This window comes from Streptomyces niveiscabiei (genome assembly GCF_033794345.1).
In the GTDB taxonomy this organism is placed as follows: domain Bacteria; phylum Actinomycetota; class Actinomycetes; order Streptomycetales; family Streptomycetaceae; genus Streptomyces; species Streptomyces niveiscabiei.
In genome coordinates, this window is sequence record NZ_JARAYJ010000014.1 from 120,853 (window position 1) to 140,246 (window position 19,394).

Annotated in this window: 12 protein-coding genes; 7 read left to right on the forward strand and 5 right to left on the reverse strand. The window is 72.7% G+C overall.

All coding sequences use genetic code 11. The features are described from left to right. Window positions 1-135 precede the first annotated feature (135 nt). The 6 genes from PV682_RS21170 (at window position 136) to PV682_RS21195 (ending at window position 9,633) form a co-directional block, all read left to right on the forward strand. Window positions 136-1,020 (forward strand): MurR/RpiR family transcriptional regulator, encoded by an 885-nt coding sequence (locus PV682_RS21170; protein WP_010360196.1) that lies wholly within the window; start codon window positions 136-138, stop codon window positions 1,018-1,020. Between the two features lie 97 nt (window positions 1,021-1,117). Next, on the forward strand, window positions 1,118-5,395 hold the full coding sequence (locus PV682_RS21175; protein ID WP_319732070.1) for a glycoside hydrolase family 38 N-terminal domain-containing protein: 4,278 nt from the start codon (window positions 1,118-1,120) through the stop codon (window positions 5,393-5,395). A gap of 209 nt (window positions 5,396-5,604) precedes the next feature. Next, complete coding sequence (locus tag PV682_RS21180) at window positions 5,605-6,210, forward strand: peptidylprolyl isomerase (protein WP_407705714.1); 606 nt, start codon at window positions 5,605-5,607, stop codon at window positions 6,208-6,210. Between the two features lie 161 nt (window positions 6,211-6,371). Continuing rightward, entirely contained in the window at window positions 6,372-7,745 is a 1,374-nt protein-coding gene (locus PV682_RS21185; protein WP_319732074.1) for an extracellular solute-binding protein, read from the forward strand. A gap of 2 nt (window positions 7,746-7,747) precedes the next feature. Further along, window positions 7,748-8,758, forward strand: a complete 1,011-nt coding sequence (locus PV682_RS21190) for a carbohydrate ABC transporter permease (RefSeq protein ID WP_107104108.1) — start codon at window positions 7,748-7,750, stop codon at window positions 8,756-8,758. Beyond that, the gene (locus PV682_RS21195; RefSeq protein ID WP_112476743.1) at window positions 8,755-9,633 is read left to right on the forward strand and encodes a carbohydrate ABC transporter permease; all 879 of its coding nucleotides are present in this window, start codon (window positions 8,755-8,757) and stop codon (window positions 9,631-9,633) included. The genes PV682_RS21190 and PV682_RS21195 overlap by 4 nt, the downstream gene beginning before the upstream one ends. Here the strand turns inward: PV682_RS21195 and PV682_RS21200 are convergent. Then, on the reverse strand, window positions 9,623-11,857 hold the full coding sequence (locus PV682_RS21200; RefSeq protein WP_319732079.1) for a glycoside hydrolase family 3 N-terminal domain-containing protein: 2,235 nt from the start codon (window positions 11,855-11,857) through the stop codon (window positions 9,623-9,625). The genes PV682_RS21195 and PV682_RS21200 overlap by 11 nt on opposite strands. A 165-nt stretch (window positions 11,858-12,022) precedes the next feature. Beyond that, a complete protein-coding gene (locus tag PV682_RS21205) occupies window positions 12,023-13,672 on the reverse strand; it encodes a BadF/BadG/BcrA/BcrD ATPase family protein (protein ID WP_319732081.1) in 1,650 nt (549 codons plus the stop codon). 57 nt (window positions 13,673-13,729) lie between these two features. On the opposite strand from PV682_RS21205, the gene PV682_RS21210 reads away from it, so the two are divergent. Beyond that, entirely contained in the window at window positions 13,730-14,992 is a 1,263-nt protein-coding gene (locus PV682_RS21210; RefSeq protein WP_319732083.1) for a glycoside hydrolase 5 family protein, read from the forward strand. A 78-nt stretch (window positions 14,993-15,070) separates the two neighbouring features. Here the strand turns inward: PV682_RS21210 and PV682_RS21215 are convergent, their stop codons facing one another. The 3 genes from PV682_RS21215 to PV682_RS21225 form a co-directional block, all read right to left on the reverse strand. After that, window positions 15,071-16,555, reverse strand: coding sequence for a glycoside hydrolase family 3 protein (locus tag PV682_RS21215; RefSeq protein WP_319732084.1), 1,485 nt, complete (start codon window positions 16,553-16,555; stop codon window positions 15,071-15,073). A gap of 118 nt (window positions 16,556-16,673) precedes the next feature. After that, the gene (locus PV682_RS21220; protein ID WP_319732086.1) at window positions 16,674-17,582 is read right to left on the reverse strand and encodes an LAETG motif-containing sortase-dependent surface protein; all 909 of its coding nucleotides are present in this window, start codon (window positions 17,580-17,582) and stop codon (window positions 16,674-16,676) included. Between the two features lie 233 nt (window positions 17,583-17,815). Beyond that, window positions 17,816-19,249, reverse strand: coding sequence for an alpha/beta hydrolase (locus PV682_RS21225; protein WP_319732088.1), 1,434 nt, complete (start codon window positions 19,247-19,249; stop codon window positions 17,816-17,818). Window positions 19,250-19,394 lie beyond the last annotated feature (145 nt).

The window sequence follows — 19,394 nt, forward strand, 5'->3', positions numbered from 1 at the left end:
ACCACCCTGCTTTAGCAAACAGGTGAATCAATAAATCACACAGACCGGCTCACCGGCAACGAGGCACACACCTGGCGGCACACTCGGTCCTGGTATTCATCCGACCAGTCAGTCGGTGGCTGATACCTTCTCTTCATGCCCACGACCGACGTCACCACACTGATCCGCACCGAGTTGCCGAGGCTGGCCGGCTCCCTGAGGAAGGTCGGTGAGCTGATCCTGGAGGACCCGGCCGCCGTCACGCACTGCTCGGCGGCGGAGCTGGGCCGGCGCACCGGCACCTCGCAGGCGACGGTGACCCGCTTCTGCCGGGCGATCGGCCTGGACTCCTACCAGCACCTGCTGATCGAACTGGCGCAGGAGCGCGGCCGGGGCGAGGCCTCGGACTGGGGGACGGCGGAGATCGGCCCGGACATCTCGCCGGACGACAGCCTGGAGCGGGTCGTGCAGGTGGTCGGCAGCGCCGACCTGCGGGCGATCCAGCAGACGGTGGACCGCATCGACCTGGACGCCCTGGAGCGCGGCGCGCAGGCGCTGGCCAGGGCGCGCAGGATCGACGTGTACGGCGTCGGCGGCAGCGGCGCGGTCGCGCAGGAGACGGAGACGCGGCTGTTCAGGATCGGCTGCGCGGTGCGCGGCTGGACGGAGGTGCACGGCGCGGCGACCTCGGCGGCGCTGCTGACCCCGGCGGACGTGGCGATCGGCATCTCGCACTCGGGGTCGACGCGCGAGACGCTGGAGCCGTTCGAGATGGCCAAGGAGCGGGGCGCGACGACGATCGCGCTGACCACGGACCCGCGCTCGCCGCTGGCCCGCGCGGCCGACGTACGGCTGATCTCGGCCACCTCGGAGACCAGCTTCCGCACCGGCTCGATCGGCGGCCGGCACTCGGTGCTGATGATCGTGGACTGCCTGTACGTGCGGGTCGCGCAGCTCTCGTACCAGCGGGCCAGCGCCTCCCTCGCGCTGACCGACCACATCACCCCGCAGCACGCGGTGAAGGCGCGCCGGGCCCGCTGATCATGCATGGATCAACCAACCTCGATGGTCGGAAATGGTTGATTGAACCACCGCTCGGTGCCACTATGAGGCTCCCCCGACCTCCCGTAGGAGCCCCATGCGTGTCATCTCCGTCGAGTCGACCGAGCTGTTCACCGGCACGGCCGAGCATCCGCACCAGGTGGTGGCCGTCGAACTCGGGCACGACCCCGGCCGGCAGGTCCGGCTGACGCTGACGGGCGACGGCGTCCACGGCGTCCACGGCGTCGACGAGCCGCTCGTCACCGTCGGCGAGGACGGCACGGTCCGCGCCGAGATATCCGTGACGTCCGAGGGGCTCGCACCCGGCGACCGGCGCGAGATCACGGTCACCGCCGAGGACGACGGCACCAGCGTCCGGCACACCGCCGAGTTCACCGCCGCCGAGCCCGGCTGGACGATGTTCATGGTCAGCCACTTCCACTACGACCCCGTCTGGTGGAACACGCAGGCCGCCTACACGGAGACCTGGGACGTCGCCGACGACGCCGCCAGCGGCCTCCCGGCGCGCACCTTCGACTCGCGCGGCCAGTCCGGCATGAGCCTGGTGCGCGCCCACTGCGACCTCGCGCGGCGCGACCCGGCGTACACGTTCGTCCTCGCCGAGGTCGACTACCTCAAGCCGTACTGGGACTCCTTCCCCGAAGAACGGGCGTTCCTGCGGGAGTTGATCCGCACCGGCCGCGTCGAGATCATGGGCGGCACCTACAACGAGCCCAACACCAACCTGACCGGCGCCGAGGCGACCGTACGCAACGCGCTGTACGGCGACGGGTTCCAGCGCGGGATCATGGGCGCGGAGCCGGACACCGCCTGGCAGTTGGACGCGTTCGGGCACGACCCGCAGTTCCCGGGCCTGATGGCGGACGCGGACATCTCCACCAGCTCCTGGGCGCGCGGCCCCTTCCACCAGTGGGGCCCGACCCTGTCGGTGTTCGGCGAGGAGCCCCGCGACCCGCAACGCATGCAGTTCCAGGCCGAGTTCAACTGGATCGCCCCCTCCGGCCGCGGCCTGCTGACGGCGTACATGGTCAACCACTACGGCGCCGGCTGGGCCATCGACAACGCGCCCACCCTCCCCGAGGCCGAACAGGCCGCGCTGAAGCTGTTCAAGGGGCTGAAGAAGGTCGCGCTCACGAAGAACGTGATGCTGCCGGTCGGCGGTGACTACGCGCCGCCGTGCCGCTGGGTGATGGGCATCCACCGGGACTGGAACGCCCGTTACGTCTGGCCGAGGTTCGTCAGCGCGATCCCCCGCGACTTCTTCGCCGCCGTACGCGCCGAGCTGGAGACGGAAGGCCGCGTCGCCTCGCCGCAGACGCGGGACATGAACCCGATCTACACCGGCAAGGACGTCTCGTACATCGACACCAAACAGGCCCAGCGGTACGGCGAATCGCTGCTGTCGGACGCGGAGTCCTGGGCGACGCTCGCCTCCCTGGTGGCCGGCCGCGCCTACCCGGACGCGGCGCTCGACAAGGCGTGGCGCCAGCTGATCTACGGCGCGCACCACGACGCGATCACCGGCTCCGAGTCGGACCAGGTGTACGTCGATCTCCTCACCGGCTGGCGGGAGTTGTACGACCTGGCACGCGACGTCCACGCGGACGCGACCGACGCGCTGGCCTCCCGGGTCGTCTCGCTGCCCGGCGGCGCCCCGGACCTGGTCGTGTTCAACTCGGCGACCTGGCAACGGCGTGACACCCTCACGGTCGACGACCCGGGCCTGGTCCCGCTGGACGTCACCGGCCTGCCGCTGCCCGCCGTGCGCGAGGACGGCCGGCTGACCGTCGTCGTGCCGGAGGTGCCCGGCATGGGGCTCAAGGCCCTGTCGCTGGCGGAGGGTTCGGTGCCGGGGTGGACGCGCGGCGAGGGGACGACGATCCGCAACGCGTACTACCAGGTCACCGTCGACCCCGCGCGGGGCGGTGCAATCAGCAGTCTGCGCGCGCTCGACGAGAACGCGGACGGCCGGGAGCTGCTGCGGGACGGCGACATCGGCAACGAGCTCGTCGTCCAGGAGGAGTTCGCGCGCCACCCCCGGTTCGGCGAGGGCCCCTGGCACCTCACGCCGACCGGAACGACCGCCGCGCGCAGCGGACTTGTCGCGGCCGACATCGATGTCGAGCACTCCCCCGCCGGCTCCCGCATCACCGTGCGCGGCGACCTCGGGCTCTTCCGGTACACGCAGCGCATCACGCTGTGGGCCGGGGTGGACCGGCTCGACGTGTCGACGACCCTCGACGGGTACGACGGCGCCGACCGGCTGATCCGGGTGCGGTGGCCGTCGGACGTGCGGGGCGGGCTGCCGGTGCACGAGGTCGCGGACGCGGTGATCGGGCGCGGGTTCGGGTTCGTGGAGGTCGACAGCGAGCGGTTCCCGTGGACGCTGGACAACCCGGCCAACACGTGGTTCGGGCTCGGCTCGACGGCACGGGTCGCCGTGCACGCCACGGACGGCTCGCCGCTGGGCGAACGGGCCATCGGGGTCGCCGAGTTGATCTACCCCGACTGGGGCAGCGCCGGTGAGCTGGGGACTCCGCTCGCGGCGGCCCTCGTGCGCGTGGGGGTCACGGCGACCTCGACGATCGCGGGCGGGCAGCGGTACGGGGATCTGGAGGTCGACTCCAACCTGCCGGACATCCGGATCGCGGTCGGCGGGCCCGAGCGCAACGCGCTGGTCGCCGAGGCGCTCGGCTGGGACCCGGCCGCCGCGCGCGAACTGCGGCGCCAGCTCGCCGAGTCGGGGCTCGCGGCCGTGTGGGTCGCGCCGCGTGCCTCGCTGCGCGAGGAGTGGGTGCCCGGCGCGGACCTGCGGGACCTGGAGCGGCTGCCGCTGCTGGTCGTCGCGGGCGTGGACGCCGGGCAGGACGCGAAGGCCGTCGACGCGCTGATCACGGACCTGGAGGACGCCGTCGTGCACGCCACGGCGGCCGGCGGCGGGGAGGCGCTGCCGCCCGGGGACGCGTGGGACGGGCGGAGCTTCGCCGTCCTGAACCGGGGGACGCCGGGGTGTGTCGTCACCGCCTCGGGCGACCTCTACATGTCGCTGATGCGGTCCTGCACGGGCTGGCCGTCCGGGATCTGGGTCGACCCGCCGCGCCGGACCGCGCCCGACGGGTCCGGGTTCCAGCTCCAGCACTGGTCGCACACGTTCGAGTACGCGGTCCTCGCGGGCGCCGGGGACTGGCGCGAGCAGCGGCTCCCGCAGGCCGGGCACGCGTTCAACCGGCCGCTGACCGGGCGGGTCCGCGAGGGAGCCGAGGTCGTCACCGGGCTGCCCCGGGCGGCGACGCTGTTCGCCGTCGAGCCGGAGGGGCGGGTGGTGGTGGACGCCCTCAAGGCCGCCGGGTCGCCGCTGGCCCGGGGCGGGTCGCGGGCCGCCGATCCCGGGCGGGGCGTGGTCGTGCGGGTGCACGAGGTGGAGGGGCGGCCGGTGCGGGCCCGGGTGACGGGGCCCGTGGAGTGGGCGTCCGCCGTCCGGTCCGATGTGCTGGAGCGGGCCGGGGAGGAGCTGGAGGCCGACGGGGGTGTCGGGTTCGGTCTCGGCGGGTTCGAGGTGGGGACGGTCATGGCGGTGCCCGGGGCGACCGCCGTACCGTGCACGGGGGTCGAGCCGGTCGCCGGGCACGAGCCGGCGCAGCCCGTCTACACGCGGTACTGGCTCCACAACTCCGGCCCCGCGCCGCGCGGCAACTTCCCCGTCGCCCTCTACCTCTCCCCCACCGCCCTCACCGCCTGCGGCCCGGTCACGGCGACGGTCCGCGTCTCCTCGGAACTGACCGACGCGCCGGCCTCCGGCACCGTACGGCTGCTGCCGCCGGACGGCTGGACCGCCTCCCCGCCCGTCGTCCCCTACGACCTGGCGCCGGGCGGCTTCAGCCTCGCGGAGGTCACCGTCGTACCGCCCCCGGACGCGGCTCCCGGCCGGCACTGGCTCGCCGGGCGGCTGTCGTACGGCGGGCAGGTGTACGAGGACGTCGTCGCCCTCGACGTGCCGGGCGAGGTGCCTGCGGGCGAGCCCGACGGGCGGACCGGGCCGACGCTCGTCACGTCCCTCGGCGTGGAGCGGGTCCGGGTGCGGCGGGGTGAGCGGGCGACCGTGCCGGTGCGGCTGCGCAACACGACACGGGGGACCGTGAACGGGCAGCTGTGGGCGGTGTCGGCGTGGGGGACCTGGGCGGGGGTGTCGCCGGGGTTGCAGGGGTTCTCGGTGCCTGCCGGGGAGAGCGTGGAGGCGGGGATCGAGGTCGACGCGTCGGCCGTGGCGCCGGGGGCGTACTGGCTGATGGCCAAGGTGGGGTGGCACGGGTGTGTCGCGTACACGGAGGCCGTTGTGGTGGAGGTGACGGAGTGAGCGGGGAGGTTGTGGCGTCGGGGGCTGCGGGCTCGGGGGCTGCGGGCTCGGGGGCCGGGCCGGAAGCCGGTGCGCGGCCCGCCGTGCCGTCCCGGGGCACCCCAGCCGTCACACCAGCCCCTGCCCACGCCCCGCACCCACACCCACACCCACACCCACACCCACACCCACACCCACACGATCATCACCACCCGCCCCTCGCCGCCACCATTGGCGGAAGCGGCGTTCCGGTCTCCCGGGTGGACGCCGTGCTCGACGCCGTTCCCGCGCGGGAGCGGGTCGCGCGGCCCGAGGGGCTGGCGCGGGACGAGCGGCAGCGGAGGCGGTGGGCGACTCAGGTGGTCGTCGTCGACGAGTTGGCGCGGCGGGCGTGTGCCGCGCGGGGGCTGGCGCCGCCGCCCGAGCTGGTGCCGGGGCGGGTGCTCGGGGTGTCCGGGACGGATGTCGCGGATCTGGGGAGCATCGTCGCCGTGGCGCTCGCGCACTCCGCCGCCGCGCGGGCGCTGCTGGCGGCGCTGGAGGGGGAGCAGCGGGTGGGGGAGGCGGACGTGCGGGAGTACTACGAGCGCAATCCGGACCGGTTCTTGACGCCGGAGGCGCTGCGGCGGGGTGTCGACCCGTTCCGGGGTGCGAAGGCGCGGGATCTCGTGCCGTACGCGCGCGTGCGGGACGGCGTCGAGGGCGAGTTGCGGCGGGCCCGGGGGCGGCAGGCGTTCTTCGACTGGCTGGACCGGGAGCGGGCCGGTGTGGAGTACACGCACGGTCACGAGCACCCCGGCGATCCGGCGCATCCGGACCACGAGCACCGGCACTGACCTCGGCGTTCGCGGCGCGGCGCGGGCCTCGCCGCGAACGCCCCGGTAACGCACGGAACCGAAACGCAACACGCAAACCATTGACCTCCGATGAATTCTGGTCCACCTTTTCATCATTCGGAGTCCAACTTGGTGATTTGAACCAGCAGGAAGGCCCAGGCATGCGCGCGAGAACACTGACCGGAACCATGGCGGGCGTCATCGTCCTCGCCCTGACTGCGGCAGGCTGCGGCCTCTCCGGCGGCGGCTCGGACGACGGCGGCGCCAAGGCGGGCGGCTGTAGCGTCGACAAGGCGAACGTCGGTTCCGGAAAGCTCTCCGGTGACGTGAAGGGTGGGATCACCTTCCAGACCACGAACCTGAAGAAGGACTTCTCGAAGTACTTCGACGGCGTGATCGCGGCCTTCGAGAAGGCCAACCCCGGCGCGAAGGTCAAGTGGATCGACGACCCGGGCGACTCGACGTTCACCCAGCGCCTGGTGTCGGACGCGCAGGCGTGCACGCTCCCGGACGTCGTCAACATCAACGTCAACACGGCCGAGGCCCTCACCAAGACGGGCTACCTGCTGAACCTGGACCAGAAGGCACCGGACGCCGGGAAGCCGTTCGTCCCGGGCCTGTGGGACTCCAGCACGTACACCGACGCGGCCGGCCAGAAGGTGCACAGCGTCCTGCCCTGGTACTCCGGTGGCATCGTGCAGACCTTCAACACCGAGCTGATGAAGAAGGCCGGCCTCGACCCGGCGAAACCTCCGACGACCATCCTGGGCCTGTTCGCCGACGCGGAGAAGATCGCGAAGGCGTCGGACGGCGACTACTACGCCTTCCTCGCCAACCCGCAGCTCCGCATCCCCGCCGACTGGCAGCAGATGGGCATCAAGATCTTCTCCGCCGACGGCAAGAAGTTCACGTTCGCCGACGACCCGAAGACCGTCCAGTGGGTCGAGGGCATGACGAAGCTCTACAAGGCCGGCGCGATGCCGCGCGACTCGATCTCCTCGAACCAGGACCCGTCCACGGTCTACGGCCAGGGCAAGCTGGTGTTCGGCGCGTCGAACCCCAACTACCTGCGGTTCATCGAGCAGAACAACCCGACGGTCTACAAGAAGACCGGCGTGGCCCGCTACATGCTGGACAGCCTCGGCCACACGGTCGGCGCCCCGCAGTACATCGGCGTCGCCTCCACCAGCAAGCACGCGGCGACCGCGCTGGCCTTCGCGCAGTTCCTGACGAACGCGCAGAACCAGCTCACCTGGGCGAAGGACCCGAACGTCGTCATCTTCCCCTCGACGACCGCTTCCCTGGACGACCCGTTCTTCCAGTCGGTCAAGGGCGACGACCCCTTCACCGAGGCCCGCAAGATCGTCGCCGGCGACCGCAAGACCGCCACGGCCGACGAAGTCGCCCTCACGCCGGGCGAGTTGAACGCGGCGACCGCTCAGGTGCAGCTCGCGATGCAGGGCAAGAAGAGCGCCCAGGACGCCCTGAACGACGCGCAGAAGAAGATGAACGAGCTGATCGCGCAGGGCGGCTGAGCATGGCGTCCAAGACCCTGACCCCGGTGCCCGTCGCGGCACCGGGCCGTCCGGCCGCCGAACGCCCCTCCGGGGTACGGCGGTTGCTGCGGTGGCTGAAGCCCGGTCCCACCGCCGAGGCGGGCGGCGCCGCGCTGTACCGCCGCTGGTGGCTGCCGTGGCTGTGGATGTCCCCGGCGATCCTCGGCGTCACCGTGTTCGGCGTGTACCCGTTCCTGAACACGCTGCTGCTGTCCTTCACGGACGCCAAGCCCCTCGGCGGCGCGGCGAACTTCGTGGGCCTGGACAACTACACGCGGATGCTGGACGACCCGGACTTCTGGCTCGCCACCCGCAACAGCCTGCTGTACGCGATCATCGTCGTGCCGCTGATGGTGCTGCTGCCACTGATGCTGGCCGTCCTGGTGGAGAAGAACCTCCCCGGCATCGGCTTCTTCCGGTCCGCGTTCTACACCCCGGTCCTCGCCTCCAGCGTGGTCGTCGGCCTGAGCTGGCAGTGGCTGCTGTCGGACCAGGGCCTGGTCAACACGTGGCTGGAGAAAGGCCACGTGATCAAGTCGGCGATCCCGTTCCTGTCCGACTCGTGGCTGATCCTGTTCTCCGCGATGGGCCTGACGATCTGGAAGGGCCTCGGCTGGTACATGATCTTCTACCTGGCCGCGCTCGGGAACGTCCCCAAGGAGCTCCACGAGGCCGCCTCCGTGGACGGCGCGGGCGCGATCCGCCGGTTCTGGAACGTCACCGTGCCCGGGGTGCGCACCTCGATGATGCTCGTCGGCACGCTCACCGGGATCGGCTCGCTGCGGGTGTTCACCGAGATCTACATGCTCGGCGGCTCGACCGGCGGCCCCGGCGGCGCCGACCGCACGCTCCCCTTCTACATCCGGGACGTCGCCCTCGACCCGCTCACCGGCAACGCCGGGTACGGGTCGGCCGTCAGCGTCGCCCTGTTCGTACTGACCCTCGGCCTCACGCTGCTGTCGCAGCGCCTCACGAAGGAGGACGAGTCATGACGACGGCTGTCCAGAAGCGCAGACGGCTCATGCCGCGTTGGCGGGACTACGGCCGCCCGCGCGAACTCGTCGTCCGCTACCTGCTGCTGCTCTTCGTCCTCGGCATCACCATCGGCCCCCTCGTGTGGCAGTTGCTGTCGTCCCTGAAGGGCGCGGGCGAGGACGTCTTCGGCGCGGGCGCCTCCCTCATCCCCCGGCACCCCACACTCAACGCCTACAAGCAGGTCTTCGACCAGGTCCCCGTGTGGACGTACATCCGCAACAGCCTGATCATCGTCGTCCTGTCGGTCGGCAGCCAGCTCCTGTTCTCCACCCTCGCCGGCTACATGCTCTCCAAGCCGGGCTGGAAGGGCAGCAAGCTGGTGTGGATCCTGCTGATGGCGTCCATGATGTTCCCGTTCGAGTCCATCATGGTGTCGCTGTTCCTGAGCATCCGCGACCTCGGGCTCGTCGACAACCTCGTCGGCGTGTGGCTGCCCGGCTTCGTCGGCGCGATCAACGTCCTCATCATGCGCGCCGCGTTCCTCGCGGTGCCGCGCGAGATCGAGGACGCGGCGATGCTGGACGGCGCGGGTGAGTGGAAGCGGTTCCGGTACCTGTACCTGCCGTCCGCCTACGGGGCGATCCTCGTCGTCACCATCAACACGTTCATCAGCGCCTGGGACGACTTCCTGTGGCCGCTGATCGTGCTGCGCACCGAGGACCACTTCACACTGACGCTCGGCCTGTCCCGGCTCCAGTCCTCGTCGTTCGGGTACGACCAGCGGCTGGTGATGGCGGGTTCCGTGATCTCCGTGATCCCGGTGCTCGTGCTGTTCGTCATCACCCAGCGCTGGTTCTACAAGGGGGTCTCGTCGGGGGCGGTCAAACTCTGACGATCAGGGGTACGGCCGTCAGGGCCTCCCGCGCGCAGGCCGCGACCCTCACCTCGATCTCGTCCGGTACGAACGCCTCCAAGTCGGCGCCGACCAGCTTCAGTTGGTCGGCGCCGAGCTGTACCGAGACCGTGCGGGTCTCGCCGGGGGCCAGCTCGACCCCCTGGAACCCCCGGAGTTCGAGGGTGCGCGGCCAAACGGGCGTGCGCAGCGGGCGGATGTAGAGCTGGACCACCGAACGGCCCGGCCTGGTTCCGGTGTTGGTGACGTCCACGTCGACGGCGTCGCCGTTGCGCCTCGGGGTTCCGTACGCGAACGTCGTGTACGCCAGCCCGTGGCCGAAGGCGTACAGCGGGTCCGCCTCCTCGTCGACGTATCTGCCGTACTCCGTCTCCTTGTGGTTGTAGTAGACGGGGAGTTGGGCCGCCGAGCGGGGGACCGAGACCGGGAGGCGGCCCCGGGGTCCGGTGCGGCCGAGGAGGACTTCGGCGAGCGCGTCGCCTCCCCAGGGGCCCGGGTACCAGGCGGTGAGGACGGCGCCGGCGCGGTCCGCCTCCGGGAGCGCGTGGGGGCGGCCCTGGATCAGGACCACTGCCGTGGGGGTGCCGGTGGCGATCACCGCGTCCAGCAAGGCGTGTTGGGCCGGGCCGAGGCGGAGCGCCGCGAGGTCGGCTCCCTCTCCGCACGTCATGTCGTCCCGCGTGGACAGGGCCGCGCCGTTCGCGTCGAACTCCGTGTCCCGGGTGCGGGCGCTGCTGCCGCCCAGGACGAGGACGGCGAGGTCGGAGGCGGCTGCCGTGGCCACCGCCTCGGGGATGTGCCGTCGGTCGTCGCCGGTCAGGGCACAGCCCCGGGCGTGGCGGACGTCCAGGGTGGGCGGGGCCAGTTCGCGCAGGGCGTCCAGGACTGTGGCGCCTTCGCGCTGGGGGGCCGTGTAGTCGCCGAGCTGGTGGGTCGTGGTGGCCGCGTGGGGGCCGATGACCGCGAGCCTGCGGGTGGCCGGCGGTACCGGGAGGACGCCGTCGTTCCGCAGGAGGGTGACCGAGGCCCGGGCCACCTCCGTGCTCAGGTCCCGGCCTTCGGGGAGGGGGGTCCGCCTCGTGTACGGGTTCTCGAAGAGGCCCAGGCGGAACTTCAGGGCCAACACCCTTGCCACGGCGCTGTCCAGGGTGGCCTCGGTGACCAGTCCCCGCTCCACCGCCTCCTCCAGGTGCGTGAAGCCCTCGTCCCAAAGGCTCATGTCCACACCGGCGTTGAGGGCGAGGGCCCCCGCGGTGAGGCTGTCGCCGGTGATGCGGGCGAGGCGGTCCACGGCCAGGCCGTCCGCCATGACGAGGCCCTCGAATCCCCACGTCTCCCTCAACAGGCCGGTGAGCAGAGGTCTGTTGCCTGTGCAGGGGAGGCCGTTGACCTCGTTGTACGCGGACATCACCGCGGCGGCGCCCGCGTCGACGCCCGCTCGTGCCGCCGGGAGGTGGATCTCGTGCAGCTCTCTCGGGCCCAGTTCCGTCTCGGCGGAGTTCCTGCCGCCGGTGGTGGCGCCCTGGCCCGCGAAGTGCTTGAGGACCACGGGGGCCTTGTCCGCGGCGAAGTGGCCGGCCCGGGTGCCCTGCGCTCCGTGGACCAGGGCTTCGGTGAGGCGGGCCGACAGGTGGGGGTCCTCGCCGAAGCATTCCTCCGTGCGGCCCCAGCGGGGGTCGCGTGCGATGTCCAGCGCGGACACCAGGGCCACGTGGCCGCCCCTGGCCCTCAGTTCCGCCGCCGCGTGCGCCGCCGCTCGTTCGTACAGCTCCGGGTCCCAGGTGGCCCCTACGCCCAGGTTCACCGGGAAGACCGTGCCGTCCAGGGCCATGTGGCCGTGCGGGACCTCCTCGACGAACAGGGCGGGGATGCCCAGGCGGCTCTTCGTGAGCACATGCCGCTGCACCATGTCGGCCAGGTCCGCGCTCGTCCTCGCGTCCGGGCCGTTGTCGTGGGTCACCCCTGACCAGGGGTCCGCCCGCATCAGGCCGTACAGGGCACCCAGCCCCTGCCAGCGGGTGGTCTCCTCGTCCAGGGCTTCCGTGAGGGCGAAGTCACCGGCCGGGGTTCGGGTGTAGGCGTGCCAGCCGTACATGCGCTGGTTGAGCTGGCCGACCTTCTCTTTGAGCGTCATGCGGGAGAGGAGGTCGGCCACTCGGGAGGGGGTGGGGGCGGTGGGGTCCTGGTAGAGCGGGGTGGGCATGGGGGTCCTTCGGGTGGGCGGGGGTGCGGTTGATCGGCGTGGTTCGGTTCGGTGGTGCGGCCTGGTTCGGGCGGTGGGGGTGAGGGCGGTGCGGATTCGGCTGTTCGCGTACCTCGTCCGGCAGCCCTGTCCTTCGTGGCCGGGGCGCCGGACGGCGTACGCCTTTCAGCGCGCCGCCGCGATCCGTGCCAGCGCCACCGCGCCGGCCGAGCCGTCCACCACCGGGGAGACCGTGAGGCCGAGGGGGGCGAGGTGTTCGGTGAGGGGGGCCAGGAGAGGGCCGTCGGGGGCCAGGAGGCCGCCGGTCACCACCAGCGGTTCGCCCGGTTCGGGCGCGAGGGCCAGCACCGTTTCCACCAGCGCGGCAGCCGCCTCGTCGAGGATCTGCCGGGCCACCTCGTCACCCTCGCCCGCGGCCCGGGTGACCAGAGGCGCGTGCGCGGCCAGGTCGGTGGGGCGGCGTTCCATCACGGCGGGGAGGAGGTGGGCCCGGTACGCGGCTCGCTGGGCGAGACTCCAGCGGTACGGGTCCGGCGCGGGCGCTTCTGCCGGCTGCCGGGCGGCGTCGTCCACACCGTCGCGGCGGCAGGGCGACGGCTGCGCACCGGCACTCCCCTCACCCGACGTGCGGACACCGCACCGCCCGCCCCCTGCCCCAAGGCCCACCGCCCGCTCCTCCCCCTCCGCCTCACTCCTCGCGGAACCGCCCAGCGGTACGCCTCGCGCAGCACCCGCCCCCTGTCCACTTACCTGCTCCGAACCGGCCTCTCCGGCTCGCCGCCCCGCCTCAGCACTCTCCGGGCCCAAGTCGACGTCCCGTACTCCCGGGACCTGTGCACCAGACCCGCTCGTCCCGTCCCCTGACCGCACCTCCCGGTCCGCCAAGGGCGGCAGCACCCCCTCCGGGACGCCGAGTGCCCGGCCGACCGTCGTCACCAGGGACGTCGGGCGCCCCCGGCCGTCCGCTGCTCTCAGTGCCGCGCGTACCGCTCTCCGGCCGATCCAGAAGCCGCTGCCGTCGTCGCCGAGGAGCCAGCCGTCTCCGCCGGAGGTCGCCACGAGGACGCGGTCCCGGACGCGGGCCGCGACCGAGCCTGTGCCCGCGATCAGGGCGAGGCCGGCGGCGGGGTGGCCGGGTGCTCCGGCGAACGCAGCCTCGATGTCGCTGTGGATGGTGATCGGGGGGAGGGGGATGCCGAGGCGTTCGAGCGCGGCGGTGAGGGCGGCGCGGGCACGGAGACGACCGGGTTCCTCGTCCGCGCCGTTCCCGCCTGCCGCCGTCCCGCCGGGCCCGCCTTCCGCGCCGTCGTCGCCGGACTCCCCCACCTCGTCGTTCCCGCGCCCCTCCGTCCCGCCGGGCCTACCCGCCGCGCCATCGCCGCCGGACTCCCCCACCTCGTCGTTCCCGCGCCCCATCGCCCCGCTCCGCCGATCCGCGGCCCCACCCGATTCCCGCGCCGCGCCCTTCCCGCTCACCGGCGCTTCGCCGGGCCTTCCGGGCTCGCCGCTCCCCCGCGCCGCCCCCGCGTCTCCGCCCTCCGCCTCGTCCGCCCGCACGCTCGCCGCCCCCGCGAACCCGCCCGCCGCCGCCACGATCCTCCCCGGCGCGACCCCCCGTACCGCCTCCCCGATCGCCTCCGCCAGGTGCTCGGTGACCACCTCGACCGGCACGGTCAGCGCGTTGCCGGGGCCGGAGGCGCCCTCGCCGAGGACGCGTCCGGTCGCCGCGTCCGCGAGGACCGCGCGCGTGCGCGTGCCCCCCGCGTCGACGCCGAGGACGTACGCGGGGCCGTCACAGACAAAGGTTTGGTTCAAATCACTATTCATCGGTACCCATGGTGGTTGATACATTCGCCGCAGACAAGGTCCGAAGTGGATCCGCGACCCGAGGAGAACGCCATCAGCACGCCCCCGCCCGCTCCGGAACTCCGCTTCGGCGTCAACTACACCCCACGCCGGGGCTGGTTCCACGCCTGGCACGACTTCGACGCGCAGAACGCCCGCGAGGACCTCGCCCAGATCGCCGCGCTGGGCCTGGACCACGTCCGCGTCTTCCACCTGTGGCCCCTGCTCCAGCCGAACCGCACGTACATCCGCCCGGCGGCGGTGGACCAGCTGGTCCGCCTGGTGGACCTCGCGGCGGAGGTGGACCTCGACGTCATGGTGGACGGCGTACAGGGCCACCTGTCGAGCTTCGACTTCTACCCGGAGTGGACCCGCAGCTGGCACCACTGCAACGTCTTCACCGACCCGGAGGCGATCGAGGCCCAGGCGAACCTCCTGCGCACCCTCGGCAGCGCCCTGGCCGGCCGCCCCAACCTCATCGGCCTCCAGCTCGGCAACGAGCTGAACAACCTGGTCGAGCACAACCCGGTCACCGCGACCGAGGTGGACCACTACCTCGACACCCTGCTCACGGCGTCCCGCGAGGGCCTGGGCGCCGCCGGCCTGGTCACGCACTCGGCGTACGACGCGGCCTGGTACGGCGACGACCACCCGTTCACCCCGGAGGCGTCGGCCCGCAAGGGCGACCTGACGACGGTCCACCCCTGGGTCTTCTCCGGCGACTGCGCCCGCCGCTACGGCCCACGCTCCCCCCAGGTCCACCACCTGGCGGAGTACGGCACGGAACTGGCCAAGGCGTACGCGACGGACCCCGCCCGCGAGGTCTGGGTCCAGGAGACCGGCGCCCCCGAACCCCACATCCCCGCCCCGGACGCCCCGCTCTTCGCCCGCGAGACCCTCCTCAACGCGGCGAGCTGCGCGAACCTCTGGGGCGTGACGTGGTGGTGCTCCCACGACGTGGACCGCGGCCTGGCGGACTACCCCGAACTCGAGTACACGCTGGGCCTGTTCGACTCGAAGGGCAAGCCGAAGCCGATCGCGGAGGCGATCGAGGAGACGATCACCGAAGTCCGCACGCTGCCCCTGACCCCGTCGCCGCGAGAAACGGCCCTGGTCCTGGACTGCACCCCGTCGACGCGCTCGACGTCGGGTCCGGGGGGCGCCTTCTTCGAAGCGTGGATGACCCTGCGGGCGGATGGCGCCCGCCCGGCAGTGGTCCTGGCCGAACACGCGGGTGACGCGGCCTACTTGGCGGCAAGGGGAGTGACGGAGCTGATCAACCCGGAGTGAGTGGTTGCCTTTTGGGGGCGCGCACTCCTACCGCCAGGAGCGCGCCCTCCTACCGCCAGGGGCGCGCACCCCGCACCCCTACCGCACCCCGCCGCGCCCCACCACAACCTCCGCCAGCGCCCGGAGATTGACCCTCCCCCGCCCATAGGACAGCACAGCCCCCTCGTCCCCCGCCCCGGGCAACCCGGTAGCGACCGACACCGCGTCCGGCCGAGCGGCCAGCAGAGCCCCCCGCACCCACTCCTGCCAGGGATACAGCTCCGCGTCACAAGTCCCCACCACCAACGCCCGCCCCTCGGCGGCCTTCAGCACCTCGGCCACCACCGCTTCCCCGTCCTCCGGTTCCCCGGCGACAGCCACCCCGTCGGCGGTCGGATCGGCCTCCCGCACCGCGCTCACCAGGCTCTCCCCGCCCCAGTTCAGAGCGGGATGCGGCCGAGGAAACAGATCCACGACGTACGCGCCCTCGACCGGGGACACCGACTCCCCCTTCTGGACGGCCCGTCGAGCGGCCACCAGCCCCGCGTCCCAGGTGGCGATCTCCCCCGGCGCAACAGGCACCCCGTACCGCGAGACAAGCCCCCGCACGCGCGACGCGGCCTCGTACACCCGCTCTTCGCTCAACGACCCGTCGGCCAGCGCCCCCAGTACGGCGTCCCGGCAGGCGAGGGTCGTGGCCAACTCGGGTACGGCCACGATGACTTGATCGGCCCCGGCCGCCAGAGCCAGCCGGGCCCCCGCGGCCTCCCCGTACCGGTCGGCGATGGCCTTCATCTCCAGCGCGTCGCTGACCAGCACCCCCTCGAACCCGAGCTCTCCCCGCAGCAACTCCCCGAGCACGTACGGGCTGAGCGTCGCGGGCAGCGCGGCGTCCAGCGCGGGGAACACGACATGCGCGCTCATCAGCATCGGCACCCCCGCCTCGATGGCGGCCCTGAACGGCGCGAGGTCCAGCTCTTCGTACGCCCGGGGATCGACGGCGAGTTCGTAGTGGCTGTCGGTGACGGTTCCTCCGTGCCCGGGGAAGTGCTTCGCGCAGGAGGCCACCCCCCGGGCCCCGGTCGCCGAGATCCAGGCCCGCAGGTGCCGGGAGACCAGCTCGGGGTCGCCGCCGAAGGCCCGCGTACGGACGATGGGGTTCTCCCCGCGATGCTGGAGGTCGGCGACGGGTGCGTACGAGGCGCTGATCCCGAGGCTCGCGAGGTGCGCGGCGAGGGCGTCGGCGCAGTCGGCGGTCAAGGAGGGGTCGTCGACGACGCCGAGGGCGTAGTTCCCGGGCACCTCGGGCGCCCCGGCGGTGACGAGGTGCCCGATTCCCCCGCCTTCGTTGTCGATGCCGATCAGCAGATCGCCCCGCAGCGCGCGCAGCGCGGAGGTCAGCGCGCGCACCTGGTCGGCGTCCCGGATGTTGCGGGTGAACAGGATGACCCCGCCGAGCCCGCGCTCGATCAGTTTCTTGAGGTCGTCGGGCACGGTGGTCGTACCGGCGAATCCGGCGACGAGGCAGCGGTGGGCGGCCTCGTCGAGGGCGGCGGGGAGAGCGGGGCTCGCAAGAGGGGTCACCCCCGGAATCCTCTGGCTCACAGAACCGAAAGTCAACAGAGGATCGGATTTACTCATTCAAGAGAAGGGGGCCTCTCCGCGGACCGGCCGGAGAGGCCCCTCGCTTCACCTCACGCGCCTACTCGGCCGCGCCCTTCTTCCGCGACCGGTTCGCGAAGAACACCGCGCCCGCCCCGATCGCGACGACCGCGGCGGCACCGCCCGCGATCGGCCCGACCGGCGTGCTCGACCCGGTCTCGGCCAGCGGCGGCGTCGACTCGCTCGGCGACGGCGTGGGCGTCGGGGTGGCCGGCGGCGTCGAGGCCAGCGGCGGCACGTCCGGCGTGGTCGGCGGGGTCTCGGAGACCGGCGTGGTCGGCGGCGCGGCGGGCGGCGTCGTCTCCGGGGCGGGCGGCGGGGTGGTCTCGCCGGCCGGGGGCGTGCTGGGCGGGGTGCTCGGCTGCGACGGCGGCGTCGACGGCGCGCACTCCTTGTCGCCGCCGTTCCACGCGGCTATCAGGTGGTTCGGCGTGACGACGTTCCCGGGCTGGTAGGGCGCGGGGCCGTGGCCCTCGCCGGTGCCGCCGTCGTAGGTGACGTCGTCGCCGTAGAGGTCGATCTGGCCGTAGCAGTCCGGCGTCTTCACGCTCAGCTTCTGCCAGGTGCGGCCGGATCCGTCCTGGCCGGCGACGTCGTCCTTGCCGAGGTAGACGGTGGCCTTCTCGACGAGGGTCTGCTTGCCGGAGGTGGCCCAGCTCGGGCCTTCCGTCGTGTACTCGGCGAGCGAGACGGGGTACTTGCAGTCCGCGCCGACCTGCTGGCCGGGCGCGAGCCGGACCTCGACCTTGTCGAGGCCGGAGTTCCAGGTGCGGAAGCCGCCGGTGGAGGTCCAGTCGCCGCCTTCGAGGCGGTACTGGATGGTGGCCGAGGAGCAGCCGGCGCCGGTCGTGGCGCTCGCCTCGGTGGCCGCGAGGAGGGGCGCGGCGGAGGCTGCGAAGGCGGTCGCTGCGAGCAGCGCCAGGCTTCTTGAGTACTGCGTACGGGACAAAGTGAGCCTCTGTGCAGTCGTTCGTGTGGGAGGTGGTTCTCGATGCGAGGGCTCGACGCGGGCGGAGGCGTCCGCGGACAGGCGTCGAGGCGGACAGGCGTAGAAGGTCTCTCGCAACGCCTCGACCGCTGCTGCGCGCGCGGTGAGGTTGGTTGAATGATGATTCACTTTCACAACTTCCGTCAATTCAGTGCCACTTACCGCTACGTAAAATGGGTGTCAACCCTCAGCCGTCAGCTCACGGCGGGCAGCCCCGGCCCGGCGCACCGGACGTCCGCCGGGGGTACGTCGCCGTCCAGGAGGTACGCGGCCACCGCCTCGTCGACGCACGCGTTGCCCCGGCTCGCGAACACGCCGTGCGAGTAGTCGTCGTCGAGGGTGACGATCCGCGAGCCCGGCAGGAGGCGGCGCAGGGCGTGGGCGCCCTCAGCGGGGGTGACGGGGTCGTGCGCGGAGGCGACGAGCAGCAGGGGCGGGGCGTCGGGGCTGCCGAGCGGTGTGCGGTGGGCGGGGCGGTGGTGCCAGTACGCGCAGGCCGCCGCTTCCAGGCCGGTGAGGACGGGGGCGGGGGCGAGGCGGTGCAGGTGGTGCCGGTCGGCGAGGATCCGCGCGGGGGTGGGGGCGGGGCCGTCGGCGCACTTCACGATCCGGTTGGCGGCTTCGTAGGTGCGTGAGGCGGGGCTGTCGAAGGGGGCGGGGAGGCGCAGACCGCCGGTGGAGCCGTCGCGGAGGTAGGCGCGCAGGCCGTCGGCGAGGGGGGCCCAGCGCTCGGTGCGGCCGAGGGCGCGGTAGACGACGCGGTCGAAGGAGGCGGGGCCGTACTCCTCGAACCCTCCCCGCGCCCGCAGATACGCCCGGCGGACCGCGCCCGCCGTGTCGCCCAGTCCGAACCGATCGTCGTGCGCCGCGGCCCACCCGAAGAACGTCTCCCGCTGCCGCAGCAGCGCCCGCGCCTGGCGCACGTCGAAGTCGTGCCAGTCCCACGGGCCGACCACGCTGTCCAGCACCATCCGCCCGGTCCGCGCGGGGAACAGCGCGGTGTAGGCGGCGCCCAGGTAGCTCCCGTAGGAGACGCCGAGGAAGTTCGTCACCGGCTCGCCGAGCGCGGAGCGGATCGCGTCCATGTCGTGCGCGGTCTCCTCGGTGGAGAGGTACGGCAGGGCGTTGCCGGCGCAGTCGTCGGCGAGGGCCTTCAGGGACGCCAGGTAGGCGCGGCCTTCGGGGTCGGGGGCCGGGGTGTCGAACAGGCCGCCCATGTCGCCGCAGTCGGCGGGCGCGCTGTCGCCCACGCCGCGCGGGTCGAAGCCGATCACGTCGTAGGCGCGGCGGACGCTCTCGGGGAGCTTGGCCCGTTTGGTGACGGCGTACGGCAGCCCGGAGCCGCCGGGGCCGCCGGGGTTGACGAGCAGGACGCCCCGGCGTTCGGCGGGTGAGCCCGAGGCGGGGACGCGGGAGACGGCGATGTCGATATGGGGACCGTCGGGGCGGCGGTGGTCGAGGGGCACGCTCAGGTGTCCGCACTCGACGCGGTCGGGCGCGGGCGGCACGGGGACGGAGTCGGGGCAGGGGCCGAAGCGCAGGGGTTCGGCGGCGGACGCGGGCGAGAGCGGCAGGTGCAGGAGCGCGGTGGCGGCGAGCAGTGCGGCGCAGCGCGGCAGGAAGGTCAAGGGAATCCCTTCGGATGACCATCGGAGAGCCATGGGAGAGCCACCGGAGAACCATCGGTGAACCTGGTGACAATGAAAATGATTATCGATAACGTGTCCACGTCACAACCGGACCGCCTTCCCCGAAGGCGCGCTCCGGCCTGCG